The organism is Chlorobaculum sp. MV4-Y (assembly GCF_025244685.1).
GTDB lineage: Bacteria > Bacteroidota > Chlorobiia > Chlorobiales > Chlorobiaceae > Chlorobaculum.
This window is the reverse complement of the sequence record NZ_CP104202.1, coordinates 815,274-834,928: the sequence shown is the minus strand read 5'-3', so window position 1 is coordinate 834,928 and position 19,655 is coordinate 815,274. Positions and strand designations below refer to the sequence as shown.

The 19,655-nt window shown below is 54.8% G+C and carries 17 protein-coding genes and 1 tRNA gene; 3 read left to right on the top strand and 15 right to left on the bottom strand.

The genetic code is table 11. The annotated features are described in order from the left end of the window. Window positions 1–99: 99 nt before the first annotated feature. The 12 genes from NY406_RS04020 to NY406_RS03965 all read right to left on the bottom strand — a co-directional run bounded on the left by NY406_RS04020 (window position 100) and on the right by NY406_RS03965 (window position 10,376). Window positions 100–175, bottom strand: a tRNA-Met gene (locus NY406_RS04020). A gap of 47 nt (window positions 176–222) precedes the next feature. After that, complete coding sequence (gene metG, locus NY406_RS04015) at window positions 223–2,334, bottom strand: methionine--tRNA ligase (RefSeq protein WP_260633451.1); 2,112 nt, start codon at window positions 2,332–2,334, stop codon at window positions 223–225. Between the two features lie 71 nt (window positions 2,335–2,405). Next, window positions 2,406–3,392, bottom strand: coding sequence for a stage 0 sporulation family protein (locus NY406_RS04010; RefSeq protein WP_260633450.1), 987 nt, complete (start codon window positions 3,390–3,392; stop codon window positions 2,406–2,408). 78 nt (window positions 3,393–3,470) lie between these two features. After that, window positions 3,471–4,244, bottom strand: coding sequence for a lysophospholipid acyltransferase family protein (locus NY406_RS04005; RefSeq protein ID WP_260633449.1), 774 nt, complete (start codon window positions 4,242–4,244; stop codon window positions 3,471–3,473). 9 nt (window positions 4,245–4,253) lie between these two features. Further along, complete coding sequence (locus tag NY406_RS04000) at window positions 4,254–5,456, bottom strand: pyridoxal phosphate-dependent aminotransferase (RefSeq protein WP_260633448.1); 1,203 nt, start codon at window positions 5,454–5,456, stop codon at window positions 4,254–4,256. A 33-nt stretch (window positions 5,457–5,489) separates the two neighbouring features. Next, complete coding sequence (gene coaD / locus NY406_RS03995; RefSeq protein ID WP_260633447.1) at window positions 5,490–5,987, bottom strand: pantetheine-phosphate adenylyltransferase; 498 nt, start codon at window positions 5,985–5,987, stop codon at window positions 5,490–5,492. Next, complete coding sequence (gene rsmD, locus NY406_RS03990; protein WP_260633446.1) at window positions 5,980–6,534, bottom strand: 16S rRNA (guanine(966)-N(2))-methyltransferase RsmD; 555 nt, start codon at window positions 6,532–6,534, stop codon at window positions 5,980–5,982. Before rsmD ends, coaD begins: the two co-directional genes overlap by 8 nt. Window positions 6,535–6,548: 14 nt before the next feature. Beyond that, window positions 6,549–7,460, bottom strand: coding sequence for a transketolase (locus NY406_RS03985; protein ID WP_260633445.1), 912 nt, complete (start codon window positions 7,458–7,460; stop codon window positions 6,549–6,551). 102 nt (window positions 7,461–7,562) lie between these two features. After that, a complete protein-coding gene (locus NY406_RS03980) occupies window positions 7,563–8,228 on the bottom strand; it encodes a DedA family protein (protein ID WP_260633444.1) in 666 nt (221 codons plus the stop codon). Window positions 8,229–8,235: 7 nt separating this feature from the next. Beyond that, window positions 8,236–8,943: a phosphoribosylaminoimidazolesuccinocarboxamide synthase gene (gene purC, locus NY406_RS03975; protein ID WP_260633443.1), complete on the bottom strand. Its 708-nt coding sequence runs from the start codon at window positions 8,941–8,943 to the stop codon at window positions 8,236–8,238. Window positions 8,944–9,016: 73 nt separating this feature from the next. Next, window positions 9,017–9,415, bottom strand: coding sequence for a RidA family protein (locus NY406_RS03970; protein ID WP_260633442.1), 399 nt, complete (start codon window positions 9,413–9,415; stop codon window positions 9,017–9,019). A gap of 214 nt (window positions 9,416–9,629) precedes the next feature. After that, the gene (locus NY406_RS03965; protein ID WP_260633441.1) at window positions 9,630–10,376 is read right to left on the bottom strand and encodes a tetratricopeptide repeat protein; all 747 of its coding nucleotides are present in this window, start codon (window positions 10,374–10,376) and stop codon (window positions 9,630–9,632) included. A gap of 184 nt (window positions 10,377–10,560) precedes the next feature. Here NY406_RS03965 and NY406_RS03960 point away from each other — a divergent pair, with 184 nt between their 5' ends. After that, window positions 10,561–11,523: an endonuclease/exonuclease/phosphatase family protein gene (locus NY406_RS03960; RefSeq protein WP_260633440.1), complete on the top strand. Its 963-nt coding sequence runs from the start codon at window positions 10,561–10,563 to the stop codon at window positions 11,521–11,523. A gap of 335 nt (window positions 11,524–11,858) precedes the next feature. Here NY406_RS03960 and NY406_RS03955 read toward each other — a convergent pair whose 3' ends face one another. Continuing rightward, window positions 11,859–14,279, bottom strand: coding sequence for a sodium-translocating pyrophosphatase (locus tag NY406_RS03955; RefSeq protein WP_260633439.1), 2,421 nt, complete (start codon window positions 14,277–14,279; stop codon window positions 11,859–11,861). A 547-nt stretch (window positions 14,280–14,826) separates the two neighbouring features. On the opposite strand from NY406_RS03955, the gene NY406_RS03950 reads away from it, so the two are divergent. Continuing rightward, the gene (locus tag NY406_RS03950) at window positions 14,827–16,902 is read left to right on the top strand and encodes a sodium-translocating pyrophosphatase (protein WP_260633438.1); all 2,076 of its coding nucleotides are present in this window, start codon (window positions 14,827–14,829) and stop codon (window positions 16,900–16,902) included. A 124-nt stretch (window positions 16,903–17,026) separates the two neighbouring features. Here the strand turns inward: NY406_RS03950 and NY406_RS03945 are convergent, their stop codons facing one another. Further along, on the bottom strand, window positions 17,027–17,194 hold the full coding sequence (locus tag NY406_RS03945) for a hypothetical protein (protein ID WP_260633437.1): 168 nt from the start codon (window positions 17,192–17,194) through the stop codon (window positions 17,027–17,029). A 153-nt stretch (window positions 17,195–17,347) separates the two neighbouring features. On the opposite strand from NY406_RS03945, the gene NY406_RS03940 reads away from it, so the two are divergent. Then, complete coding sequence (locus NY406_RS03940) at window positions 17,348–18,397, top strand: IS5 family transposase (protein ID WP_260633436.1); 1,050 nt, start codon at window positions 17,348–17,350, stop codon at window positions 18,395–18,397. 672 nt (window positions 18,398–19,069) lie between these two features. Here the strand turns inward: NY406_RS03940 and NY406_RS03935 are convergent. After that, window positions 19,070–19,537, bottom strand: coding sequence for an SET domain-containing protein (locus NY406_RS03935; protein WP_260633435.1), 468 nt, complete (start codon window positions 19,535–19,537; stop codon window positions 19,070–19,072). Window positions 19,538–19,655 lie beyond the last annotated feature (118 nt).

The following is a 19,655-nucleotide window of genomic DNA, read 5'->3' as shown; positions in this document are numbered from 1 at the left end:
TAAAGAAGAAGCTTTCGCGAAGGCAATATACCCCGGCTCCTTAACAAAAGCGGTGCTCCAGGCAAAAAAAAGACCGCACAGCATGGCGCGGTCTTTTGCTGGTGGTGGGGACAGGACTTGAACCTGCAACCTTCGGGTTATGAGCCCGACGAGCTACCAATTGCTCCACCCCACGATGTAAAAGTCGCCTAATGTACAACTTTCATTGCAAAGAACAAACAGTTAACTGACAGAGTTCCCGTTTATTCCTTCCCCCTGCGGTTCAAGCAGGAAAAGACGGCCATCCGCGCCCTCGACGGCGAGGATCATGCCCTGCGACAGCTCGCCCCGCATGGTGCGGTCAGCGAGATTGGCCACCAGCACGACGTTCTTGCCCACCATCTCCTCCGGCGTGAAGTGCTGCGCGATGCCCGAGAGCACCTGGCGCTGTTCCGAACCGACCTGCAATTGCAGCTTGAGCAGTTTGTTAGCCTTTTTGACCGGCTCGCAGGCGATCACTCTGGCCACGCGCAGATCGATCTTCTGGAAATCGTCGAAGGTGATCTCCGGCTTGAAGGTCATCGGCGCGGGCGCTTCGGCGGCCTCGCGTCGCTCCGCCTCCGCCAGCAGCACCTCGATCTTCTTCAGCTCCGGTTCGATGTCCTTGTCCTCGATCTTCGAAAAAAGAATTTCGGACGAACCGAGCAGCTTGTGTCCCTTCTTCAGCCCCGGTTCAAGCGCCTGGCGCCAGACCGGCTTGCCGGGCTCGACGAGATCGTCGATCCGCCCCCCGAAGCCGAGCATCTTCCAGATGCGGTTCGCGGTTTCAGGTACGATCGGCCAGAAAAGCAGGGCGAGCGTGCGGCAGAGGTTCAGCGATACGGCCATCGTACGGCCCGCCGCTTCGGGATCGACCTTGATCACCTTCCACGGCTCGCTTTCGGTGAGAAAGCGGTTTGCGAAGCGGGCGATCTCCATCGCCTGCGTCGCGGCCTCGCGGAAATGAAAACCGTCGTAGGCCGCTTCGAGCTTGCCGAAGCTCGACAGCCAGTCGAGGCCGAGGCCATCCCACACATCCAGATCGATCTCCGCAGGCACCTCACCACCGAAACGCGCATTCGTAAAGTCAATCGAGCGCTTGATGAAGTTGCCGAGCGTATCGGCCAGCTCGCCGTTGGTGCGGTTCTGAAAGTCGCTCCAGCTGAAATCGGTATCCTTGTTCTCGGGGTAGTTCATCGCAATGCTGTAACGCAGCGTGTCCGCCGGGAAGCGTTCGAGGAACTCGCCGAGATAGACCGCGTAGTTACGCGATTTGGAGAACTTGCGTCCCTCGAAGTTCATGAACTCAGAGGCGGGCACGTTGTCGGCCAGCTCGTAGCGCCCCTCGCTGCGCCCCTCGTTCCAGGCCATCAGAATCGCCGGGAACATCAGCGTGTGGAACACGACGTTGTCCTTACCGATGAAGTTGATGATGCGCGTCTCCGGATCCTGCCAGTAGCGCCGCCAGAGTTCGGCGTCGCCCTGCTTTTCAGCCCACTCTTTCGTGAAGGAAATGTAGCCGAGCACGGCGTCGAACCAGACGTAAAGCACCTTGCCTTTCGCCTCTTCGGAATCGAGCGGCAGCGAAATGCCCCAGGCAAGGTCGCGGGTAATGGCGCGATCGGCAAGCCCCTGGTTGAGCCACGTACGCGAGTAGTTCACAACGTTGGAGCGCCAGTCGCCATGGTGGCTTTCGACATAGTCTTCGAGCTGCTTCTGAAAACGCCCGAGCGGGAAGTACCAGTGCAGGGTTTCGCGCAGCTCCGGCGTAGCGTCGGAAAGCTTGCTTTTAGGATCGATCAGCTCGGTCGGACTGAGATGCGTGCCGCACTGCTCGCACTGATCGCCGTTCGCGCCGGGCGTCTTGCAGACCGGGCAGGTTCCGGTGATGTAGCGGTCGGAGAGAAAGCGCCCCGCCTTCGGATCGAAGAACTGCTTTTCGGTTTTCTTGACAAAAATTCCCTTTTTCTCGATTTCTGAGAAAAACTCACGAGCGGTCTGGTGATGAACCGGCCCGCTCGTGCGCCCGTAATAATCAAAGGAGATGCCGCACTTCGCGAACGCATCGGCATTCATCTTGTGGTAGCGATCCACCACATCCTGCGGCGAAATCCCCTCCTTGTCGGCGGTGATGGTAATCGGCACGCCGTGTTCGTCCGAGCCACCGATATGGATCACGTCATGGCCGCAGAGGCGCTTGTAGCGAACATAAATATCGGCGGGCAGATAGACCCCAGCGAGATGGCCGAGGTGCACCGGGCCGTTGGCATATGGAAGAGCTGTGGTAACGAGAGTTCTCTGGTGGGTATGAGTCATAAGTAGCGAGAATCGTTCGATGATGATAAAATTACGTCAACCAGCAACTTGCCAGGTGATGAAGTGGTGTTTCAGGCCTGTCCGTCCTGACGCTTTCCGGCCATATTATTGTACTGATCCAGCGAAATACGCCGCTTCTGACCCGTACTGACATAGCGTATCCAGATGCTTTTTTTCTGCTGATCGACCCCTTCGACTACGGCATTACCATCTCTGACGACAAAGGTCGTGCCGACAGAGGGCCATCTGTTTTGCCTGACGTTGCCATTTTTGCCGTTGGTTTTCGAGAATCCGAGGCAACATTTCGGACGGTTGCAGAGGCCGATAGTATTGAACGAAAAGTTGTCTCCATTCATGCTGTCCGGCATCTGAGGCTTTTCGGCGAATGGATTGGAGTGGATTTTCTGCATCCAGGTCGAGCAACAGAGCGCGCAGCCGCACGAACCCTGCGTGTTGGTGCGTCGCGCCTCCTCGCGGGTGGTAATCTGCACCATCTGGATTCGCGCCTTGAACTCGCCGGCCAGGTCACGCACCAGACCCCGGAAATCGACGCGGTGCGTGGCGGTGTAATAGACCGAAAGCTTCTGCTGGTCGAGACGGAGATCAATATCAACCAGCTTCATATCAAGCTGGTGCCATTCGATTCTGTTCAAACAGGCCGCCCTGATTTCAGGCTCCCGCTTGCGAATCTCGGTGAACTCGTGCACCTCCTCCTCGGTAGCACGCCTCATGATGGCCGGAAGCTTTTCGACCTCGCTGGCCAGCCCTTTGAGCTGAAGCTTCCTGAGGGCGATGCGGCCCGTGGAGTAAACAACACCCATATCAAATCCGCCATCGGCTTCAACAATGACCGGAGTACCGATTTCAATTTCCTCGCCTCTCCTGCCGGCATAAAACTCCCTTCGGCACCCCTTCATTTCGACTTCACAAATGGATACCGAACCTTCCGGAAGATCATCGAGATAGAACCCGGAGGCCTCTTCCTGCAGCATTTTCGAGAGTTTCAGCCTCACTTTGGCATTGTCGCCAAGGAGGCAACTGCATAGAACTGTACTCATATACATATACCCTTTATCTATCTCCGCCACGTCATTCAGTTGAACGCGGCAGCATCGTTTCATCTATGGATTTACCCGTCACTCTTCTGCAGGACGGCCCTTTCCGAACAGGCTGCGAAAAGCCTCTACGCGTCGGTTGATCGACTCCGATCCGCGAATGACCACATCGAAGCAATCAAGACGCCGCTCGACCACCGATTGCTTCACCTTGTCGAGATGGGATTCGGTCGCCGTCTGCATGAATTCGGTCAGAGCGTCAAGCCCGTTCCAGTCAGTTTTTTTCAGAAGCTTTGGTGAGCCGAAGGACAGGAAAAGTTCAGGTCTTTGCTCCTCAAGATATTCAATACGGCTGACAACTGAAACAAGGTAAATCGATTCCCTCTTCTTGAAAACGCGCTGGACGATCCCGGCCGTTCCCCTGAAAAAGAGAATCGGACGTTTGTCCACATGCTCGATCAACCCCTGCGGAAAAATCCAGAGTGCATTCTGGCGTTCGGATGGCGATAGGAGGCATTCGGCGGCGTAGTCGAGCGTGCCGATGGCGCTGCGAGCGTTGGAGCGGTCGATGGAAAATGCGCCGAGACGGGTGAAAAACTGGTGCTTGACGAGCTGCGCGTACTCGATGATGATATAGAGATTTTGCCGGAAATATCTCTCGGTGCAGAGCTGCGACCAGAAGCCGTCCCACCAGTAGGCGTGGTTGCCGTAGAAAATAACCGGAACATCGAGACTCATCCCCGGCAGCTCCGGCGGCATCTCGACTCTCAGCGAGTGGAAATGGCGTCTGAACTGCCGGCGGGAGTACCATCCAAACCAGCGTGTGTATGCCCAGCTCCGGCGAACCTTCAGCATGGGCGACGGTTATGCAAAGGCTTTTCTCATGCGGTTGACCGCCTCGCTCAGCTCCTCGATCGAGGCCGCATACGAAAGGCGCAGGTTCTCGGGTGCGCCGAAAGCATCGCCCGGCACGGTGGCCACGTAGTGATCTTTGAGCAGATACTCGGCAATGTCAGCCGAATCCTTCATCACCTTGCCACCAAAGGTTTTACCGAGCAATCCCTTGATCGACGGAAAGATGTAGAACGCACCTTCCGGCAGCATGCATTCGATGCCGGGAATGGTGTTCAGCTCGCGGAACATGAAGTTGCGGCGCTTCTCGAACTCGGCACGGCGCTCCTCGACGATGGACTGGTCGCCATCGAGCGCGGCCACGGCAGCCTTCTGTGCGATGGAGTTGGCGTTCGAGGTGGTCTGCGACTGGATCTTGTCGCAGGCGTCGATGATCCACTTCGGCGCGGCCAGGTAGCCGATCCGCCAGCCGGTCATCGAGTAACTCTTTGAGGTGCCGTTCGAGACGATCACCCACGGCTTCATCTCCGGAATCCTTGCAGGCGAGAAGGGGCGCACACCGCCATAGCAGATCATGTCGTACATCTCGTCGGAGAGCACGAAAATCTCCTTACCTTCGATCACCTGCATGAGCGCACGCACCTCGGCCTCGTTGTAGACTGCGCCGGAAGGGTTCGAGGGCGAGTTGAGCACAAGAATCCGCGTGTTCGGCGTTATGGCCGCAGCGAGCTGCTCCGGCGTCATCTTGTAACCGGTCTCGATCGATGTCTCGACAATCACCGGCGTCGCGCCAGCCAGGCGCGCCATCTCCGGAAAGCTCACCCAGTAGGGTGCGGGCACGATCACCTCGTCCCCTTCGTCACAGAGCGCGAGAAAGGTGTTGGCGAGAGTCTGCTTGCCGCCGTTGCTGACGATGATTTCGTTTTCGGCGTATTCAAGGCCGTTGTCGCGCGAAAGCTTGCGGATGATCGCTTTTTTCAGCTCAGGAATTCCGGAATTTGCCGTATAACGGGTAAAGCCGGAACGGATCGCCTCGATGCCCGCCTCGCACACATTCTCCGGCGTTGGAAAGTCCGGCTCGCCTGCTGACAGGCTCACGATATCTTTACCCTCCGCCTGCATCTTCTTGGCCAGTCCCGTGATCTTCATCGTCTGCGACTCCTGCATGCTCAGCACCCGGCGGCTCAGGAATCGTTCAAAGCTCTCTGCGCTCATCTTTGTAGAATTGGTTGTTATGTTTGACAAAAATCAGTGCGCCCGCCATTCCGCCCTTTTTCGCGAAAGCTGGTCGAGCACGTAGGGGTGGACGAACTTGCTGACATCGCCGCCAAGCATTGACACCTCGCGGATGATCGTCGAGGCGACATAGGTGTACTTGACGTTCGGCATAAGAAACACCGTCGTCACTTCAGGATAGAGGTGACGGTTCAGCAACGACATCTGGAACTCGTACTCGAAATCCTTCACCTGGCGCACGCCCCGAACAATAGCGTTGGCCCCCGCCTGCCGGGCGTAGTCGGCGAGAAGACCCTCGTGCAGCACATCGACGTTAACGTTTGGAAGATCGCGAAGCACCTCCCTGACCATGTCGAGCCGCTCTTCAACCGAAAAAAGCGTCTGCTTCTGGCTGTTCTCGGCAAGCACCACGTCAACATGTTCAAAAATGTTCAGAGCGCGTTCGAGCACATCGAGATGGCCGTTGGTGAAGGGATCGAAGGTTCCCGGATAGATGGCTTTCTTACTCATGCGCTCCAGATTCTGGTGTAAAAAACGAGACTCGGGTCGTGCCGTAATCCTTGTGGAAGAGATACCCGCGAGATTGCGAAAAATCATGACTCGCGTGATGCTCCATGAGAAGCAGGCCCTCCGGGGCAAGCAGGCCGGTGTCGAGAACCGAGCGGATCAGATGCTCGTAATCCTTCCAGCGATAGGGCGGATCGCAGAACACCAGATCGAACAGCCCCTCTTGCCTTTTCAGAAACGCCGTAACGTCAGCCATGACAAACCGCGCCGATGCGCCCGCGCCAATGTCCACCGCAGTGGCCTTTATCGTTTCGAGCGCCTGGCGGTTCTGCTCCACGAAGCAGGCGCTCCTGGCGCCACGGCTCAGCGCCTCGAAGCCGAGGTTGCCGAAGCCGGCAAAAAGATCGAGCACCTCGATGCCATCGAAATCGATCCGCGCGGCGAGCGTGTCGAAGAGCGACTTCTTGACCCTGCTGCTGCATGGCCGGATGTCACGCGAAGGCAGATGCCTTATCTTCCGCCCCCGGTATCTGCCCGCCTGAACCTGCACGTAGCGTCGATCGCTTAAAAGTCGCCGAAAATCGTCACGCCGAGAATTTCGAGCGCTTTTGCCTCATCCTCTTTCGATGGCGCCTTGCCGTGCCAGTTGGACTTGTCGGGCATCGTGCCTTCGAAGAAGGGAACGCCCTTACCCATCACCGTCGTAGCGAGCACCACCACAGGCTTGGTGCGGCCTTTGTCTTTGCGGAGATATTCAAGCGTATTGATGAAATGCTCGATGTCGTTGCCGTCGCAGGTCAGCACATCCCAGCCGAAGGCACGCCACTTGTCGGCGAACGGCTCGACGTCCATCACATCAGATACCTCGCCGTCGATCTGCTGATTGTTGTAATCGACGATGCCGATCAGGTTGCCGAGTCCGTAGTGCGCGGCGCTCATGGCAGCCTCCCAGATCTGCCCCTCCTGGCACTCACCGTCACCCATCAGGCAGAACACCTCGCCTTTTTTGCCATCCATGCGCAGACCGAGCGCCGCGCCGACCGCTGCCGACAAACCCTGGCCAAGCGAACCCGAAGCGATGTGAATGCCCGGAAGTCCCGACTCACAGGTCGGATGACCCTGCAGATAAGAGTTGATCTCGCGAAGATAGTTCAACTCATCGAGCGAGAAATAGCCCGAACGGGCCAGCACGCTATACCAGACCGGCGCGATGTGACCGTTCGAGAGGAACAGCATGTCGTGATCAGCGCCCTGACCGAACTGGTGCGGATGATGCTGCAAAATCCTGAAGTAGAGCGCCGTAAAAATATCGGCCATGCCAAGCGAGCCGCCGGTATGCCCGGAATTGGATTTCGCCAGCATGCGGATCACATCCCTGCGCACCTGCCGGGCCATGTCCTTGAGTTCATCGATGGTTGAGAGTTGCAGATGTTTACCCCTCTTCTCTTGCGGATATGGCTTCAGATGTTTTCCCATGATGTGGATGCAATGAATGAATGATGAAACGGTATCCGTCGTCAGGTGAGCGCCCTCCGCCGGAAAGGTGTAAAGTTATATGTGGAGGCCTAATTTACCAAGTCACCCCGTCGCCACCCTGTTTTCTTTTTTGAGATACTTCATAACTGTCCAGACGATAAAACCCGTAAACAAAATCGTGAAGGGAGCGCTGAAATACACAGCGTACTGACCAATCTTGTCCCAGTTGCTGCCGAGCAGATAGCCGCTGGAGAGCAACAGAATATTCCAGAGAATCGAGCTGACCATGGAACTCAGAAGCACCGGAAGAACCTTCAGGTGCAGCATGCCTGCCACGATGCAGATGACCGCTCTCGACCCGAAAAGGAAGCGATTGACCACGACGGCCAGATAGCCATGCCCCGAAAACTTCTGACGCACGGCCTCCATTTCAGAGGGAGGAAACAGCTTGTGAATGCTTTCGGCAAACTTGTGACGCGCCTCGCTCTGTCCGACAGCATAGAGCTTGAGGCCCAGAAAACGGCTGAGCAGAAAAACGGTCATGAATCCGGCTACCGAACCGATCGTTGACCAGAACAGCGCCGAGACAAAAGTGATATGGTTGAACGCGAGCAGGTACCCGGCAAGGGCGATGGGAACATCCCCCGGAATCGGGGGAATGACATTCTCGAAATAGGCCGAAAAAAACAGCACCGCATAGACCGACGAAGGGTCGGCCTGCTGCAGATAGGCGATTACGGATTCAAGCATTGATGAGAGTTCCGGCATCGATGCGTTACTGTTCCAGCACGCGGCGTTTGACCTCGGAGTAGGCATCCTCGACGCCGCCAAGATCGAGGCGGAAACGGTCCTTATCGAGCTTCTCGCCCGACTCGGCATCCCAAAACCGGCAGGTGTCCGGGCTGATCTCGTCGCCAAGCAAAATCTCGCCCTTGTGTCGGCCAAACTCGAGCTTGAAATCAACCAGGCGCAGATGCCTCCCGGCAAACCATGGCACGAGCAAGTTGTTGATCTTTTCGGCCATCTCCTTGAGCTGGGCCACCTCTTCGTAGGTGCCGAGTCCGAGCGCGACGGCGTGATCCTCGTTCATGAGCGGATCGTCGAGGTCGTCGTTTTTGAGGTACAGCTCGACGATAGGTTTGGCGAGCACAGTACCCTCTTTGAAGCCGTAGCGTCTGACCAGCGAACCGGCGGCAACATTGCGCGTCACCACCTCGATCAGCACGATGTCAAGCTTTTTGCAGAGCATGTCGCGGTCATTGAGCTTGCTGACGAAGTGGGTCGGAATGCCGTTCTCGCCGAGCATCGTGAACAGGCGGCTGGCTATAGCGTTGTTGGTCACGCCCTTGTCGGCAATGGAGCCTTTCTTCTTGTTGTTAAAGGCGGTCGCGTCGTCCTTGAACTCCTGTATGATGAGGTCAGGGTCTTCGGTCTGCCAGACTTTCTTGGCCTTGCCCTCGTGAAGCAGCGTGATTTTATTCATCGAAGAGTACTTCTGAATTGGTTTTGGAATGAAATAAGCGCCGGATCAAAAGCTCCGGCGCCGGTAAAAAAATTCACTCATCCTGCTGACCCGTTGCCTGCTGCACCGCGCCGGTCAGAACGATATTGATCTGCTCCTCAGTCAACCCGCGCTCCTTGAGGAACCACATGAAGCGGAACACGCCGAGATCGGAAAGAATCGCCTTGGGGCGTTCCGCCTCGTCGAGGCCGCGCGAGCGGGTATGCTCATCTGCCGTGCGGAGCCAGTCCTCGATGAATCCTGCCGGACGGCCATCAGTGGTGAAATAGTCGGTCACGATGCGCTGGACGTCGGCAAAGGAAGGGGTCGGATTGCTGTTGAAAATCAGCTCCATCTCCTCGGAAATCCTGCCAAGATAGATAACAGCCTCCATATCGAGATTCTCTTCGAGGATATCCCTCGCCTGCGCCTTTACGTCGAACTTTTTGCTCATACTCCAGAGAACCGCCGGACGACCGGGTCAAGGTGATTGAAAATTCCCGACTAAGTTAAGTATCGAACGCTTAAACCTAAAGAAAAAACTTCGCCGGACAAGGCGCCTCAGTACTGTCAACCCCTAGCGATAGCCAGGTCCCTACCCGGAATCGAAATCAACGGCTGGTTCAATTTTCCGCTTGCAATCGGTATTTGGAGAAGCAGTCTCCGGTTTACTCATGGTGCACTTCAGGCAGCTCGCTCCCGCTCTTCATGGCATTAAGCTTTTGCGCGGCTTCCGCGTTGCCTTTGGCCGCTGCCGACCGATACCATTTTATAGCCTTGTCAAGATCAAGTTCAACGCCAAGACCATGCTGGTAAAAATTGCCAATATTGAGTTCAGCCTCGCCGTTACCTTTGGCAGCCGATATGCGGTACCATTTCATCGCCTCGGCATAGTCCTGTTCTACGCCCTGACCATGTTCATAGAGAACCCCGATATTGTCTTCGGCGGCGTAATTGCCTTTTGCGGCCGCTAACCGGTACCATTTCATCGCCTCGGCATAATCGGTCTCTACACCCCATCCATGCTGATACATGTAACCGATCTGGTTCTGGGCATTATCGTTATCATTGGCAGCTGCAAGCTGGTACCATTTCATCGCCTCGGCGTAGTCCTGCGAAACCCCCAATCCCTTCTGATACATGTATCCGATTGCGTACTCAGCAGCATCATTGCCTTTCGCGGCTGACAACCTGAGCCATTTGAGCGCCTCGACATAATCACGACCCACACCACGACCATAATAGTATTTCATCGCGATGAGATACTCTCTTTTGGCAGTATCCTTGGCAGCATCCGCGTCCCGCTGGACAGATGCTTCCGGTGATGAGCCATTCATTTGATAATCCTGGCAATTCCCCGTCACAGGAGCAGCAAGCATCAACACAGCAAAACCACTGAAAACAAAACGCTTCATGAAAATTTTAATTCTGGTTCGACAGCACAAATCCATAAGAAATGGATAAGCTTTATATTGTTACAATAATAAATTTTACCTGCAATTCACAAGCTACTGATCCGGGATGCTGATGAAATTTTCCAGCATAATCACTCTTTTTTTACCGCTCCTTGTCTATCTGTGCGCTCCATCACGAAACGGGATGGGCAAAGAGCAACCGCAGCAGATTGTCGCCATCTGGTGGAATGTCGAAAACCTTTTTGATACGAAAAACGATCCGAAGGTTTATGACCAGGAGTTCACGCCAATAGGCAAGGGACACTGGACGGAAAAAAAGTTGCTGTTGAAGCGGTTGCGCATCGCACAGGTTTTCAAAGCGATCAGGGCTGAGCATGAGTATGGAAAATATCCGGATATTGTGGCATTCGCTGAAACCGAAAACCGCCAGGTTTTCGCGGGCACGCTTGCGGCTCTCGACCGCGCCAGTTACGCCATCGACTATCACGAAAGTCCCGATCCTAGAGGCATAGACATTGGCCTTGCATGGAATCCTGCCACAGTCAAGTTTACCGGATCAAAGCCCTACACGGTCAGGCTCAGTGGCGGACGCGGTACCCGGTTCGTCATCGCCGCCGGATTTGTCGCCTCGGGGCACCCGTTCAACGTCGTGCTGAACCACTGGCCTTCGCGCTCGTTCGACGCCAAGTGGAGCGAGACGAATCGCATCGCAGCCGCAAGAGTTGCACGGCACATCGTTGACAGCCTCAGAACCCGCAATCCACAGAGCGAGATCATCGTCATGGGCGATTTCAACGATCAACCCGAAAATCATTCGGTCAAAGACGTTCTCGGTTCATCATTTGACAGAAAAGCGGTTCGGCATGCCAGCAGCAGACTTCTTTACAACTGCTGGAACGAGGCGCCGTCTCCCGGCAGTTACTTTTACCGGAATCATTGGGAACGGATCGACCAGATGCTGGTTTCAGCTGCATTGCTCGACGGGAAAGGGCTCTCGATCGACAAAAGGAGTTTCCGGGTTTTCTCCATTCCGGCGATGTTCGACCGGTTCGAAAAAGGGCTCTATTCCACCTACAAACAAGGAAAGTTCAAAGGTGGCTACTCCGACCACCTGCCGCTGTTGCTCAAGATCAACGTACAGCAATAGGCCATAACTCTTATCGAAGAACAATGGCCTCGGCGTATCACGCAGGGATCAGATGTATGTCCTTATCTCAAAAAAAAGACCACCTCAAGTCGAAATATGAGGCGGTCTTTTTTCTCAACCGTACGTCAGACACCCCCTGGACGAGACACTTAGAAGTAGTCGTGAGTACCAACAGTCACGAAGGTTCCGTCGGGTTTGAAATCGACATCACCAAGGCGTCAATATCAATGTTGACTGCCGACACCAGTACCGGATGATCTCTATAAAAAGAGAGCCGCGTATCCGCGGCCCTCGAAATACCTGCCATTACCAGCAGTAATATTGTTCTTGCCTTCTCAGTCCTTGTCCACGGCGATCCTCATGGAGAAAAAGGAGCGGTGCACGAAGATGAGGGAGAGCAGAAAGAAAACAACCGCCAGCGAAACAGAGACCATGGTCGGCAGTTTGATCGCGAGCTCGATGGCAAGCAGACCGAACAGCGTGGTAAACTTGATGATCGGGTTCAGCGCAACCGAAGAGGTATCCTTGAAAGGATCACCCACCGTATCACCAACCACACTGGCATCGTGCAGTTCAGTGCCTTTGGCATAAAGTTCGGTTTCGACCACTTTCTTGGCGTTATCCCATGCGCCACCGGCATTGGCCATGAAGATGGCCTGGTACAGACCAAACACGGCGATGGAGATCAGGTAGCCGATAAAGAAGTACGATTCCAGACAGGCAAAGGCCAGCGTACTGAAGAAGATGGTCAGAAAAAGGTTGATCATGCCTTTCTGCGCAAACTTGGTGCAGATCTCCACGACCTTCTTGCTGTCCTCGGTTGAAGCCTTGGTGACGCCATCAAGTTTGATGTTCTTCTTGATGAACTCGACGGCATAGTACGCACCGGTAGTCACCGCGTTCATCGAAGCGCCGGTGAACCAGTAGATCACCGCGCCGCCCATCAGCAAGCCGAGCAGGAACGGCGGCCACAGAATGGAGAGCTTGGCAATGGCTCCTGTGTCGGCAAGGCCACCGGTCAGAATCATGATGATCGAGAAAATCATCGTCGTCGAACCGACCACGGCGGTACCGATCAGCACAGGCTTGGCGGTCGCCTTGAAGGTATTGCCCGCGCCGTCGTTGGCTTCGAGGTAACGCTTGGCATTCTCAAAATCGGGCTTGAAACCAAACTCGCTCTCAATGCTATTCGATATGTTCGGAAGGGTTTCGATCAGCGACAGCTCATAAACCGACTGCGCGTTATCGGTAACCGGCCCGTAAGAGTCAACCGCTATGGTGACCGGGCCCATGCTGAGAAAGCCGAAGGCAACAAGACCGAAAGCGAAAACGGAAGGCGCGAGCATCATCGCATCAAGACCAAGCGTGCTGAATCCGAAGGCTGCGCCCATGAGCACGATGATCGCCAGACCCATCCAGTAAGCGCTGAAGTTACCGGCAACGAGACCGGAGAGGATGTTCAGCGCAGCACCGCCCTCTTTGGAACACTGCACGACGTTGCGGACAAAGGCGCACTCGGTTGAGGTGAACCGGTTGACCAGTTCAGGGATAAGCGCGCCAGCAATCGTGCCGCAAGTGATGATCGAGGCAAGCTTCCACCACATCGTGCCGTCGCCAAGCTGGGCAATAAGCAGATAGGAAGCAATGTAGGTCAGGATAATGGAAACGATCGAGGTAAGCCAGACAAGCGTGATCAACGGCTTTTCGAAGTTCATTTCAGTGGCGTTGGCATATTTTGCCTTGGCCAAGGCGTCATTGACCCAGTAGGAAACAGCGCTTGCAAAGATCATGACGAGACGCATGGCGAAAATCCAGACGAGCAGGGAAACCTGGATCGAAGGATCCTTGATGGCCAGCAGGATAAACGAGATCAAGGCCACGCCGGTCACGCCATAGGTCTCAAAACCGTCAGCCGTCGGGCCTACGGAGTCGCCTGCGTTATCACCCGTGCAGTCGGCGATAACGCCAGGGTTGCGGGCGTCATCCTCTTTGATCTTGAAAACGATCTTCATGAGATCGGAACCGATGTCGGCGATCTTGGTGAAAATACCGCCAGCGATACGCAGCACCGAAGCGCCAAGCGATTCACCGATAGCGAAGCCGATGAAACATGGGCCAGCATAATCGACCGGAATGAAGAGCAGGATGCAGAGCATCACGAACAGCTCGATGCTGATAAGCAGCATACCGATGCTCATACCGGCGCGAAGCGGAATGGCGTAAGTCGGAAATGGTTTGCCGCCGAGACTGGCGAATGCGGTGCGGGAGTTGGCGAAGGTGTTGATCCTCATGCCGAACCAGGCGACCGTGTAGCTGCCGGCGATACCGAGAAGGCTGCAGGCGAGAATGAAGACAACTTTGTCTGGTGCGAGATGGTTGAGGCCGCCGAAATAGGCAACGATGATGGCCGCGACAAGAGCCCAGAGGATAATGATGAACTTGCCCTGGGTAATAAGGTAGGTTTTACAAGTCTCGTAGATCAGGTCACTGATCTCCTTCATGGCCGCATGAACGGGCAGCTTGTTGATTCCCTGATACTGAATCAAGCCGAAAATCATGCCAAAAAGGCATACCGCAAGACCATACATCAACAACGTGTGCCCAGGAATTCCTCCTAAAAAGGATACCGAGCTTAAATCCGGCAATACCAGATCGGCCTCGCTTGCATACGCTTGTGACGCTGGAAGCAAAAGCCCTAGTCCCGCCAGCGCCGATGTGGCCCTGACGTACCATTTTGCTTTGGTTGGTTGTTTCATTGCTCTGTTTTTTCTCTGTGTTACTTGTATTACAGAAAGACTGCCAACAGCAGGAGCATAATAAAACTGACAAAGAACAGCGATTGATAAAGAACAGCCCTGCTGTATAACATGATTGATGAAAGTAGCATCTTTTTCCGGTATCTCATCAGAAAAAAACAATATCACCAAAACAGCCACGGAACAAAATCATAATTATAACGATATATGTCGATGCGATAGAGAAAATACTTTTCAGGGTATACATTCTGCATAAAGAAATACACAACCACCTGGGGCAACGGTAATCGATGAGAGGTCCCGGTAAAGTCGGCAAAATTTTGCTCCAACAACCACAAAAACTATAAATAGAGAGCCATAAAGTGTAAATTTTCAAGTCGCTATGTCGATTATGCTCGATGTAAAAACAATCAAATGGTCAAGCCACTCCTCCCATCGAAGCACCCACCGCGAGCTTCTCCCTTCTCAGCCAAAGGCTTTCCTCAAGCCTGATGTTCTTGTTTTCGCCGTTTTTCTCAGGTAACAAGCAATCCTAACAGCAAAGAACATGGATCAACAATTTGTTTTATATGCCATTCCTGTAAGTGGTGTTCTTGCCTTGTTGTACGCCTTCACAAGGGCATCGTGGATTTCCCGCCAGCCTGAAGGCACCGAAACGATGGCCGTTATCGCGGGCCACATTGCAGATGGAGCACTGGCGTTCCTGAAGCGGGAATACAAAGTGCTCATTATCTTCGTCATCTCCGTCGCCATCCTCCTCGCTTTCGCCAACAGCAACCGTCCCGGAACCTCCCCAATCATCGCCGTCAGCTTCATCGTGGGTGCTTTCTGCTCCGCCCTTGCAGGCTTCTTCGGCATGAGGGTGGCCACCAAAGCCAACGTCCGTACCACCAATGCGACTCGCACGGGCCTGGCGGATGCGCTCAACATCGCTTTCTCCGGTGGTCTGGTGATGGGGCTCTCGGTAGTCGGTCTCGGTGTACTGGGCCTGTCCATCCTCTTCATCATCTATTCGAGCATGTTCACCGACGTAGCCGAAGTGATCAACCTGATTTCGGGCTTCTCGCTTGGCGCTTCGTCAATCGCATTGTTCGCCCGCGTTGGTGGCGGAATCTACACCAAAGCGGCGGATGTCGGTGCTGACCTCGCGGGCAAGGTGTACGAGGGTATCCCGGAGGACGACCCGCGCAACCCGGCCACCATCGCCGATAACGTGGGCGACAACGTGGGTGACGTAGCCGGCATGGGCGCTGACCTCTTCGAGAGCTACATCGGCTCGATCATCGGCACCATGGTACTCGGCGCGGCGTTCGTACCGGTATTCAACACCATGGGCGTCAGCCCTGTGGCCGGTGTCATGCTGCCACTGGTCATCGCAGCCGTCGGTATTATCATCTCGATCGCAGGGTCGTTCTTCGTCAGGGTCAATGAGGGTGGCAACCCCCAGACCGGCCTCAACATGGGCGAATTCGGCGCCTCGATCATCATGGCCATTCTGAGCTACTTCATCATCGACCGCATGCTTCCGGCAACTTGGGTGGCCGACGGAATGACCTATACCTCGCTGAACGTTTTCTGGGCGGTCATCATCGGTTTGGCGGCTGGCGTCCTGATCGGCATCATCACCGAGTACTACTGTTCAACCGACAACAAACCGGTCGTTGGCCTCGCCCGCCAGAGCATCACCGGCTCGGCCACCAACATCATTGCGGGGCTCGGCCTTGGCATGATGTCCACCGGTCTACCGATCATCGTGCTCTCGATAGCCATCGTCGCCTCTTCCTATTTCGCTGGACTCTACGGCATCGCCATCGCCGCACTCGGTATGCTCTCCGTGACCGGCATCCAGCTCGCCGTTGATGCCTACGGCCCGATCTCCGACAACGCGGGCGGCATCGCCGAGATGGCCGGGCTGCCCCGCGAAGTGCGTGAACGTACCGACAAGCTCGACGCCGTCGGCAACACCACCGCAGCCATCGGCAAAGGCTTCGCCATCGGCAGTGCCGCCCTGACCGCGCTTGCCCTTTTCGCCGCCTTCCGCCAGCAGGCCAATATCGGCGCTCTCGACGTCACCCAGCCGGTCATCATGGCTGGCCTGCTCATCGGCGCGATGCTGCCCTTCATCTTCAGCGCCATGGCAATGGGCGCCGTGGGACGCGCCGCCTCGGACATGATCCGCGAGGTTGGCCGCCAGTTCAACGAAATTCCCGGCCTGCGCGAAGGCACCGCCCCGGCAGAGTTCGCTCACTGCGTGGACATCTCGACCAAAGCCGCCATCCGTGAGATGATTCTTCCCGGCCTTCTCGGCGTGCTCGTGCCGGTGGCGGTCGGCTTCACCTCGAAGGAGATGCTCGGCGGCCTGCTGGTTGGCGTGACATCTTCTGGCGTACTGATGGCGATCTTCCAGTCCAACGCTGGTGGCGCGTGGGACAACGCCAAGAAGCGCATCGAAGGCAAGATCGAGTTCGACGGCGTGGTCTACGGCAAAGGCTCCGAGACCCACAAGGCGGCGGTCGTTGGCGACACGGTCGGCGACCCGCTGAAGGACACCAGCGGCCCGAGCCTCAACATCCTGATGAAGCTCATCGCCGTCGTCGCCCTCGTCATCGCTCCCCTGCTCTGAAAAGCACATCTGGGACAACGACTTTCAAAGCCCTCCCGATTCGATTCCGGGGGGACTTTTTTTGTGCGGAATTGAGGATGATTTTAAGGAAATATCAGTGAGGCCAGATGGAAGACGATACCGGTTAGCGCAAAGACAACTTCTTCGGCTTGCAGAGGTTCTTCTTCTTTTTCGACACCCTCGCGCATTTCTGGCAAATGTACTTGGGTTTTGAAACTCCCTCCGCAATAGCGGCAAGGTTTTCCTCGATCTCTTTCTTGTCGAGCTGGCAGAGTTTATGGTCTGACTTCATTGGATTTTGGACCCATTATTTGCGACCAATCGTACAAGGTGCTTCATAAGGGCATCTCTAAAAAGTCAGTACTGACATAAGGTATTGAAATCTATCGATTTAACTGAAATATCCATATCTTGACGCAGTACCTATCAACACGACTGTACTGCCATGAAAAATATCAACCCTCTCGGTCTTTTCGACGAATATTTGCTGCTCGAACGCCTCACCAAACTCAAGGATCCGCTCGTCAAGCTTGAAGCGCATATCGACTGGCAACTCTTCGCGCCCATTCTTGAAGTGGCTTTCAACAAGCCAGCCAACCGCAAGAACATGGGCCGCCCGCCGTTCGACCGGTTGATGATGTTCAAACTCCTCATTCTCCAGAGCCTGTACAATCTTTCGGACGATCAGATGGAGGACCAAATCACCGATCGGTTGAGCTTCAGACGCTTTCTGGGCCTGAAGTCCAGCGACAAGGTTCCGGACAGCAAAACGATCTGGAAATTCCGGGAAACGCTGATTCAGGAAAAACTTATCGAGGTGTTGTTTTTCCGGTTCAATCAAGCGCTCGATGACCACTGCATCTTTGCCAAAAACGGACAACTGGTCGATGCCACCATTGTCGAAGTGCCGCGCCAGCGCAACAGCCGCGAACAAAACGCCCAGATCAAGGCGGGCCAGACACCAGAAGCCTGGAAACAGAAGCCCAACAAGCTTCGTCAGAAAGATGTCGATGCCCGGTGGGTGAAGAAAAACAACACCAGCTTTTACGGCTACAAAAACCATGTCAAGGTCGATAAAGGCACCAAACTCATTGGCAGCTACATGGTGACGCCTGCCTGCGACCACGATTCCCAGGCGCTGGAAACGTTGATTGAAAAAGCAGATGCGGGCCAGCCGCTCTACGCGGACAGCGCCTATGTCGGTCAGGACGCCATCATTGAGGAGTGCGAAATGAGCAATGAAGTCCACGAAAAGGGAACGAAAGGCCAGCCGCTGACCGAAGAGCAGAAAGCCTCGAATCGCAAGAAATCAAAGAGCCGTGCGCGAGTCGAGCATGTGTTTGGATTCATGACCAACTCGATGAAAGCGATGTATGTCAGAACGATCGGGTATGTGCGAGCCGTTGCCAAGATCGGCCTGAGCAACCTGACCTACAATCTGATGCGTTGCGTGCAACTCAACAAAAAGGTTTACAACGTGTTTCTCCGGGGATAACTACGCCCGGTCGTGCCTGAATGGCTGTTTTTCGGTGCAATGATGCCCATGTGCTCGTGGTTTGCAGGGCAAAATGCCCCTGTTCCTGTGAATACATGACAGCAAGTATTTCAAATCGCTCTTTTTAGAGATGCCCTTAAGTTCGCGGACTGGAAGTTGTAGTACCTCCGTGGTAAACAGACCTCTTCCCCCGTATTTATGGAGCGTTCTCCTATAAGCATCATAGAAAGACGACACAGCCAATGAGCCCCCATAATACCCGGTGTTGCATACGACGACATTACAATATATCGTTCTCGACAAAGAGTTCGCTAAAGGCCGAAACATGTTGAGATCACGGTTATAGGCAAGTACGAACAGATGCTCGATCCGATCGCGATACATTAATGCTTGTTCGATGTCCATGAAGTCATAACAGATACTGAGCTCAACTCGTCCATATTTTTCGCAGTCGAATACATAGACCGTTGAATCCGTGCAGCATTTCCAAGGCGGGTTTAGATTCTGAAGAGCTTACTGCTCCTTTGGTATCGGGTATGTCTTGCCGAACAGAATCAGGCTACAATATTTGGAGGGCCGTTCTGTGGAAAGCCTTGCGGCTCGCAATGAAGTCATTCTGCCAAGGACGGCTCATCGCCGAACATCCTTTGTTCCTTTTCATCCATAATTCACTCACTCGCACTTTTCGCCTCTTGTTTTCCACCAGTCGTCGCCGTAGTTGTAATACATTTCCTCGCCTTCGGCGATGTCACGGAGGGCGTAGATGATGAGTTCCGCACCGGTCGGGCCGTCTTCGCGGTAGTAGGCGACGTTGGGCGTCGAGGAGTGGTTGAACATCATGCCGTAGCCCATCGCAATAAGTCGGCGGTCTTCGGCGCTGCCGTAAAAAACGTAGTTGAGCAGTTCACCGCCGATGTCCTTGTCGGTTACTTCGAGCGCCGGGCAGCGTTCGATGATGTCTCCCTCCCTGATTGCCGTGAGCGCGAAGGCTCCACGTCCGGCGACTGTCGATGGGCCGATGAAAACCGCACCACGGCTGATTCTCGGCTTTTTTTTGCGGAGAGCGTTGACGGCAACCGCGCCTACACCCGCTCCGGCGGCGAAGATAATGGTCGCTATAAAAAAGAGAAGAAGTGTCATGCGATTCCGGCTGTCGATGAAAAAGCGTAAAATACGAATCTAGCCGCTGAATCCATTGGGTGGATGCCGGAGCGATCAGGAATGTTTTCTCCGGCATGGCAGTTTGAGCCGGAAAGGT

What these genes read in the sequence shown, in the direction of transcription:
- purC (WP_260633443.1), bottom strand. Translation starts at nt 8,943, where the DNA reads ATGAATAAAATCACGCTGCTTCACGAGGGCAAGGCCAAGAAAGTCTGG.
- NY406_RS04010 (WP_260633450.1), bottom strand. Translation starts at nt 3,392, where the DNA reads ATGAGTACAGTTCTATGCAGTTGCCTCCTTGGCGACAATGCCAAAGTG.
- NY406_RS03965 (WP_260633441.1), bottom strand. Translation starts at nt 10,376, where the DNA reads ATGAAGCGTTTTGTTTTCAGTGGTTTTGCTGTGTTGATGCTTGCTGCT.
- NY406_RS03945 (WP_260633437.1), bottom strand. Translation starts at nt 17,194, where the DNA reads ATGAAGTCAGACCATAAACTCTGCCAGCTCGACAAGAAAGAGATCGAG.
- NY406_RS03950 (WP_260633438.1), top strand. Translation starts at nt 14,827, where the DNA reads ATGGATCAACAATTTGTTTTATATGCCATTCCTGTAAGTGGTGTTCTT.
- coaD (WP_260633447.1), bottom strand. Translation starts at nt 5,987, where the DNA reads ATGAGTAAGAAAGCCATCTATCCGGGAACCTTCGATCCCTTCACCAAC.
- NY406_RS03940 (WP_260633436.1), top strand. Translation starts at nt 17,348, where the DNA reads ATGAAAAATATCAACCCTCTCGGTCTTTTCGACGAATATTTGCTGCTC.
- NY406_RS03970 (WP_260633442.1), bottom strand. Translation starts at nt 9,415, where the DNA reads ATGAGCAAAAAGTTCGACGTAAAGGCGCAGGCGAGGGATATCCTCGAA.
- NY406_RS03955 (WP_260633439.1), bottom strand. Translation starts at nt 14,279, where the DNA reads ATGAAACAACCAACCAAAGCAAAATGGTACGTCAGGGCCACATCGGCG.
- NY406_RS04000 (WP_260633448.1), bottom strand. Translation starts at nt 5,456, where the DNA reads ATGAGCGCAGAGAGCTTTGAACGATTCCTGAGCCGCCGGGTGCTGAGC.
- NY406_RS03960 (WP_260633440.1), top strand. Translation starts at nt 10,561, where the DNA reads ATGGGCAAAGAGCAACCGCAGCAGATTGTCGCCATCTGGTGGAATGTC.
- metG (WP_260633451.1), bottom strand. Translation starts at nt 2,334, where the DNA reads ATGACTCATACCCACCAGAGAACTCTCGTTACCACAGCTCTTCCATAT.
- NY406_RS04005 (WP_260633449.1), bottom strand. Translation starts at nt 4,244, where the DNA reads ATGCTGAAGGTTCGCCGGAGCTGGGCATACACACGCTGGTTTGGATGG.
- NY406_RS03980 (WP_260633444.1), bottom strand. Translation starts at nt 8,228, where the DNA reads ATGCCGGAACTCTCATCAATGCTTGAATCCGTAATCGCCTATCTGCAG.
- NY406_RS03935 (WP_260633435.1), bottom strand. Translation starts at nt 19,537, where the DNA reads ATGACACTTCTTCTCTTTTTTATAGCGACCATTATCTTCGCCGCCGGA.
- NY406_RS03985 (WP_260633445.1), bottom strand. Translation starts at nt 7,460, where the DNA reads ATGGGAAAACATCTGAAGCCATATCCGCAAGAGAAGAGGGGTAAACAT.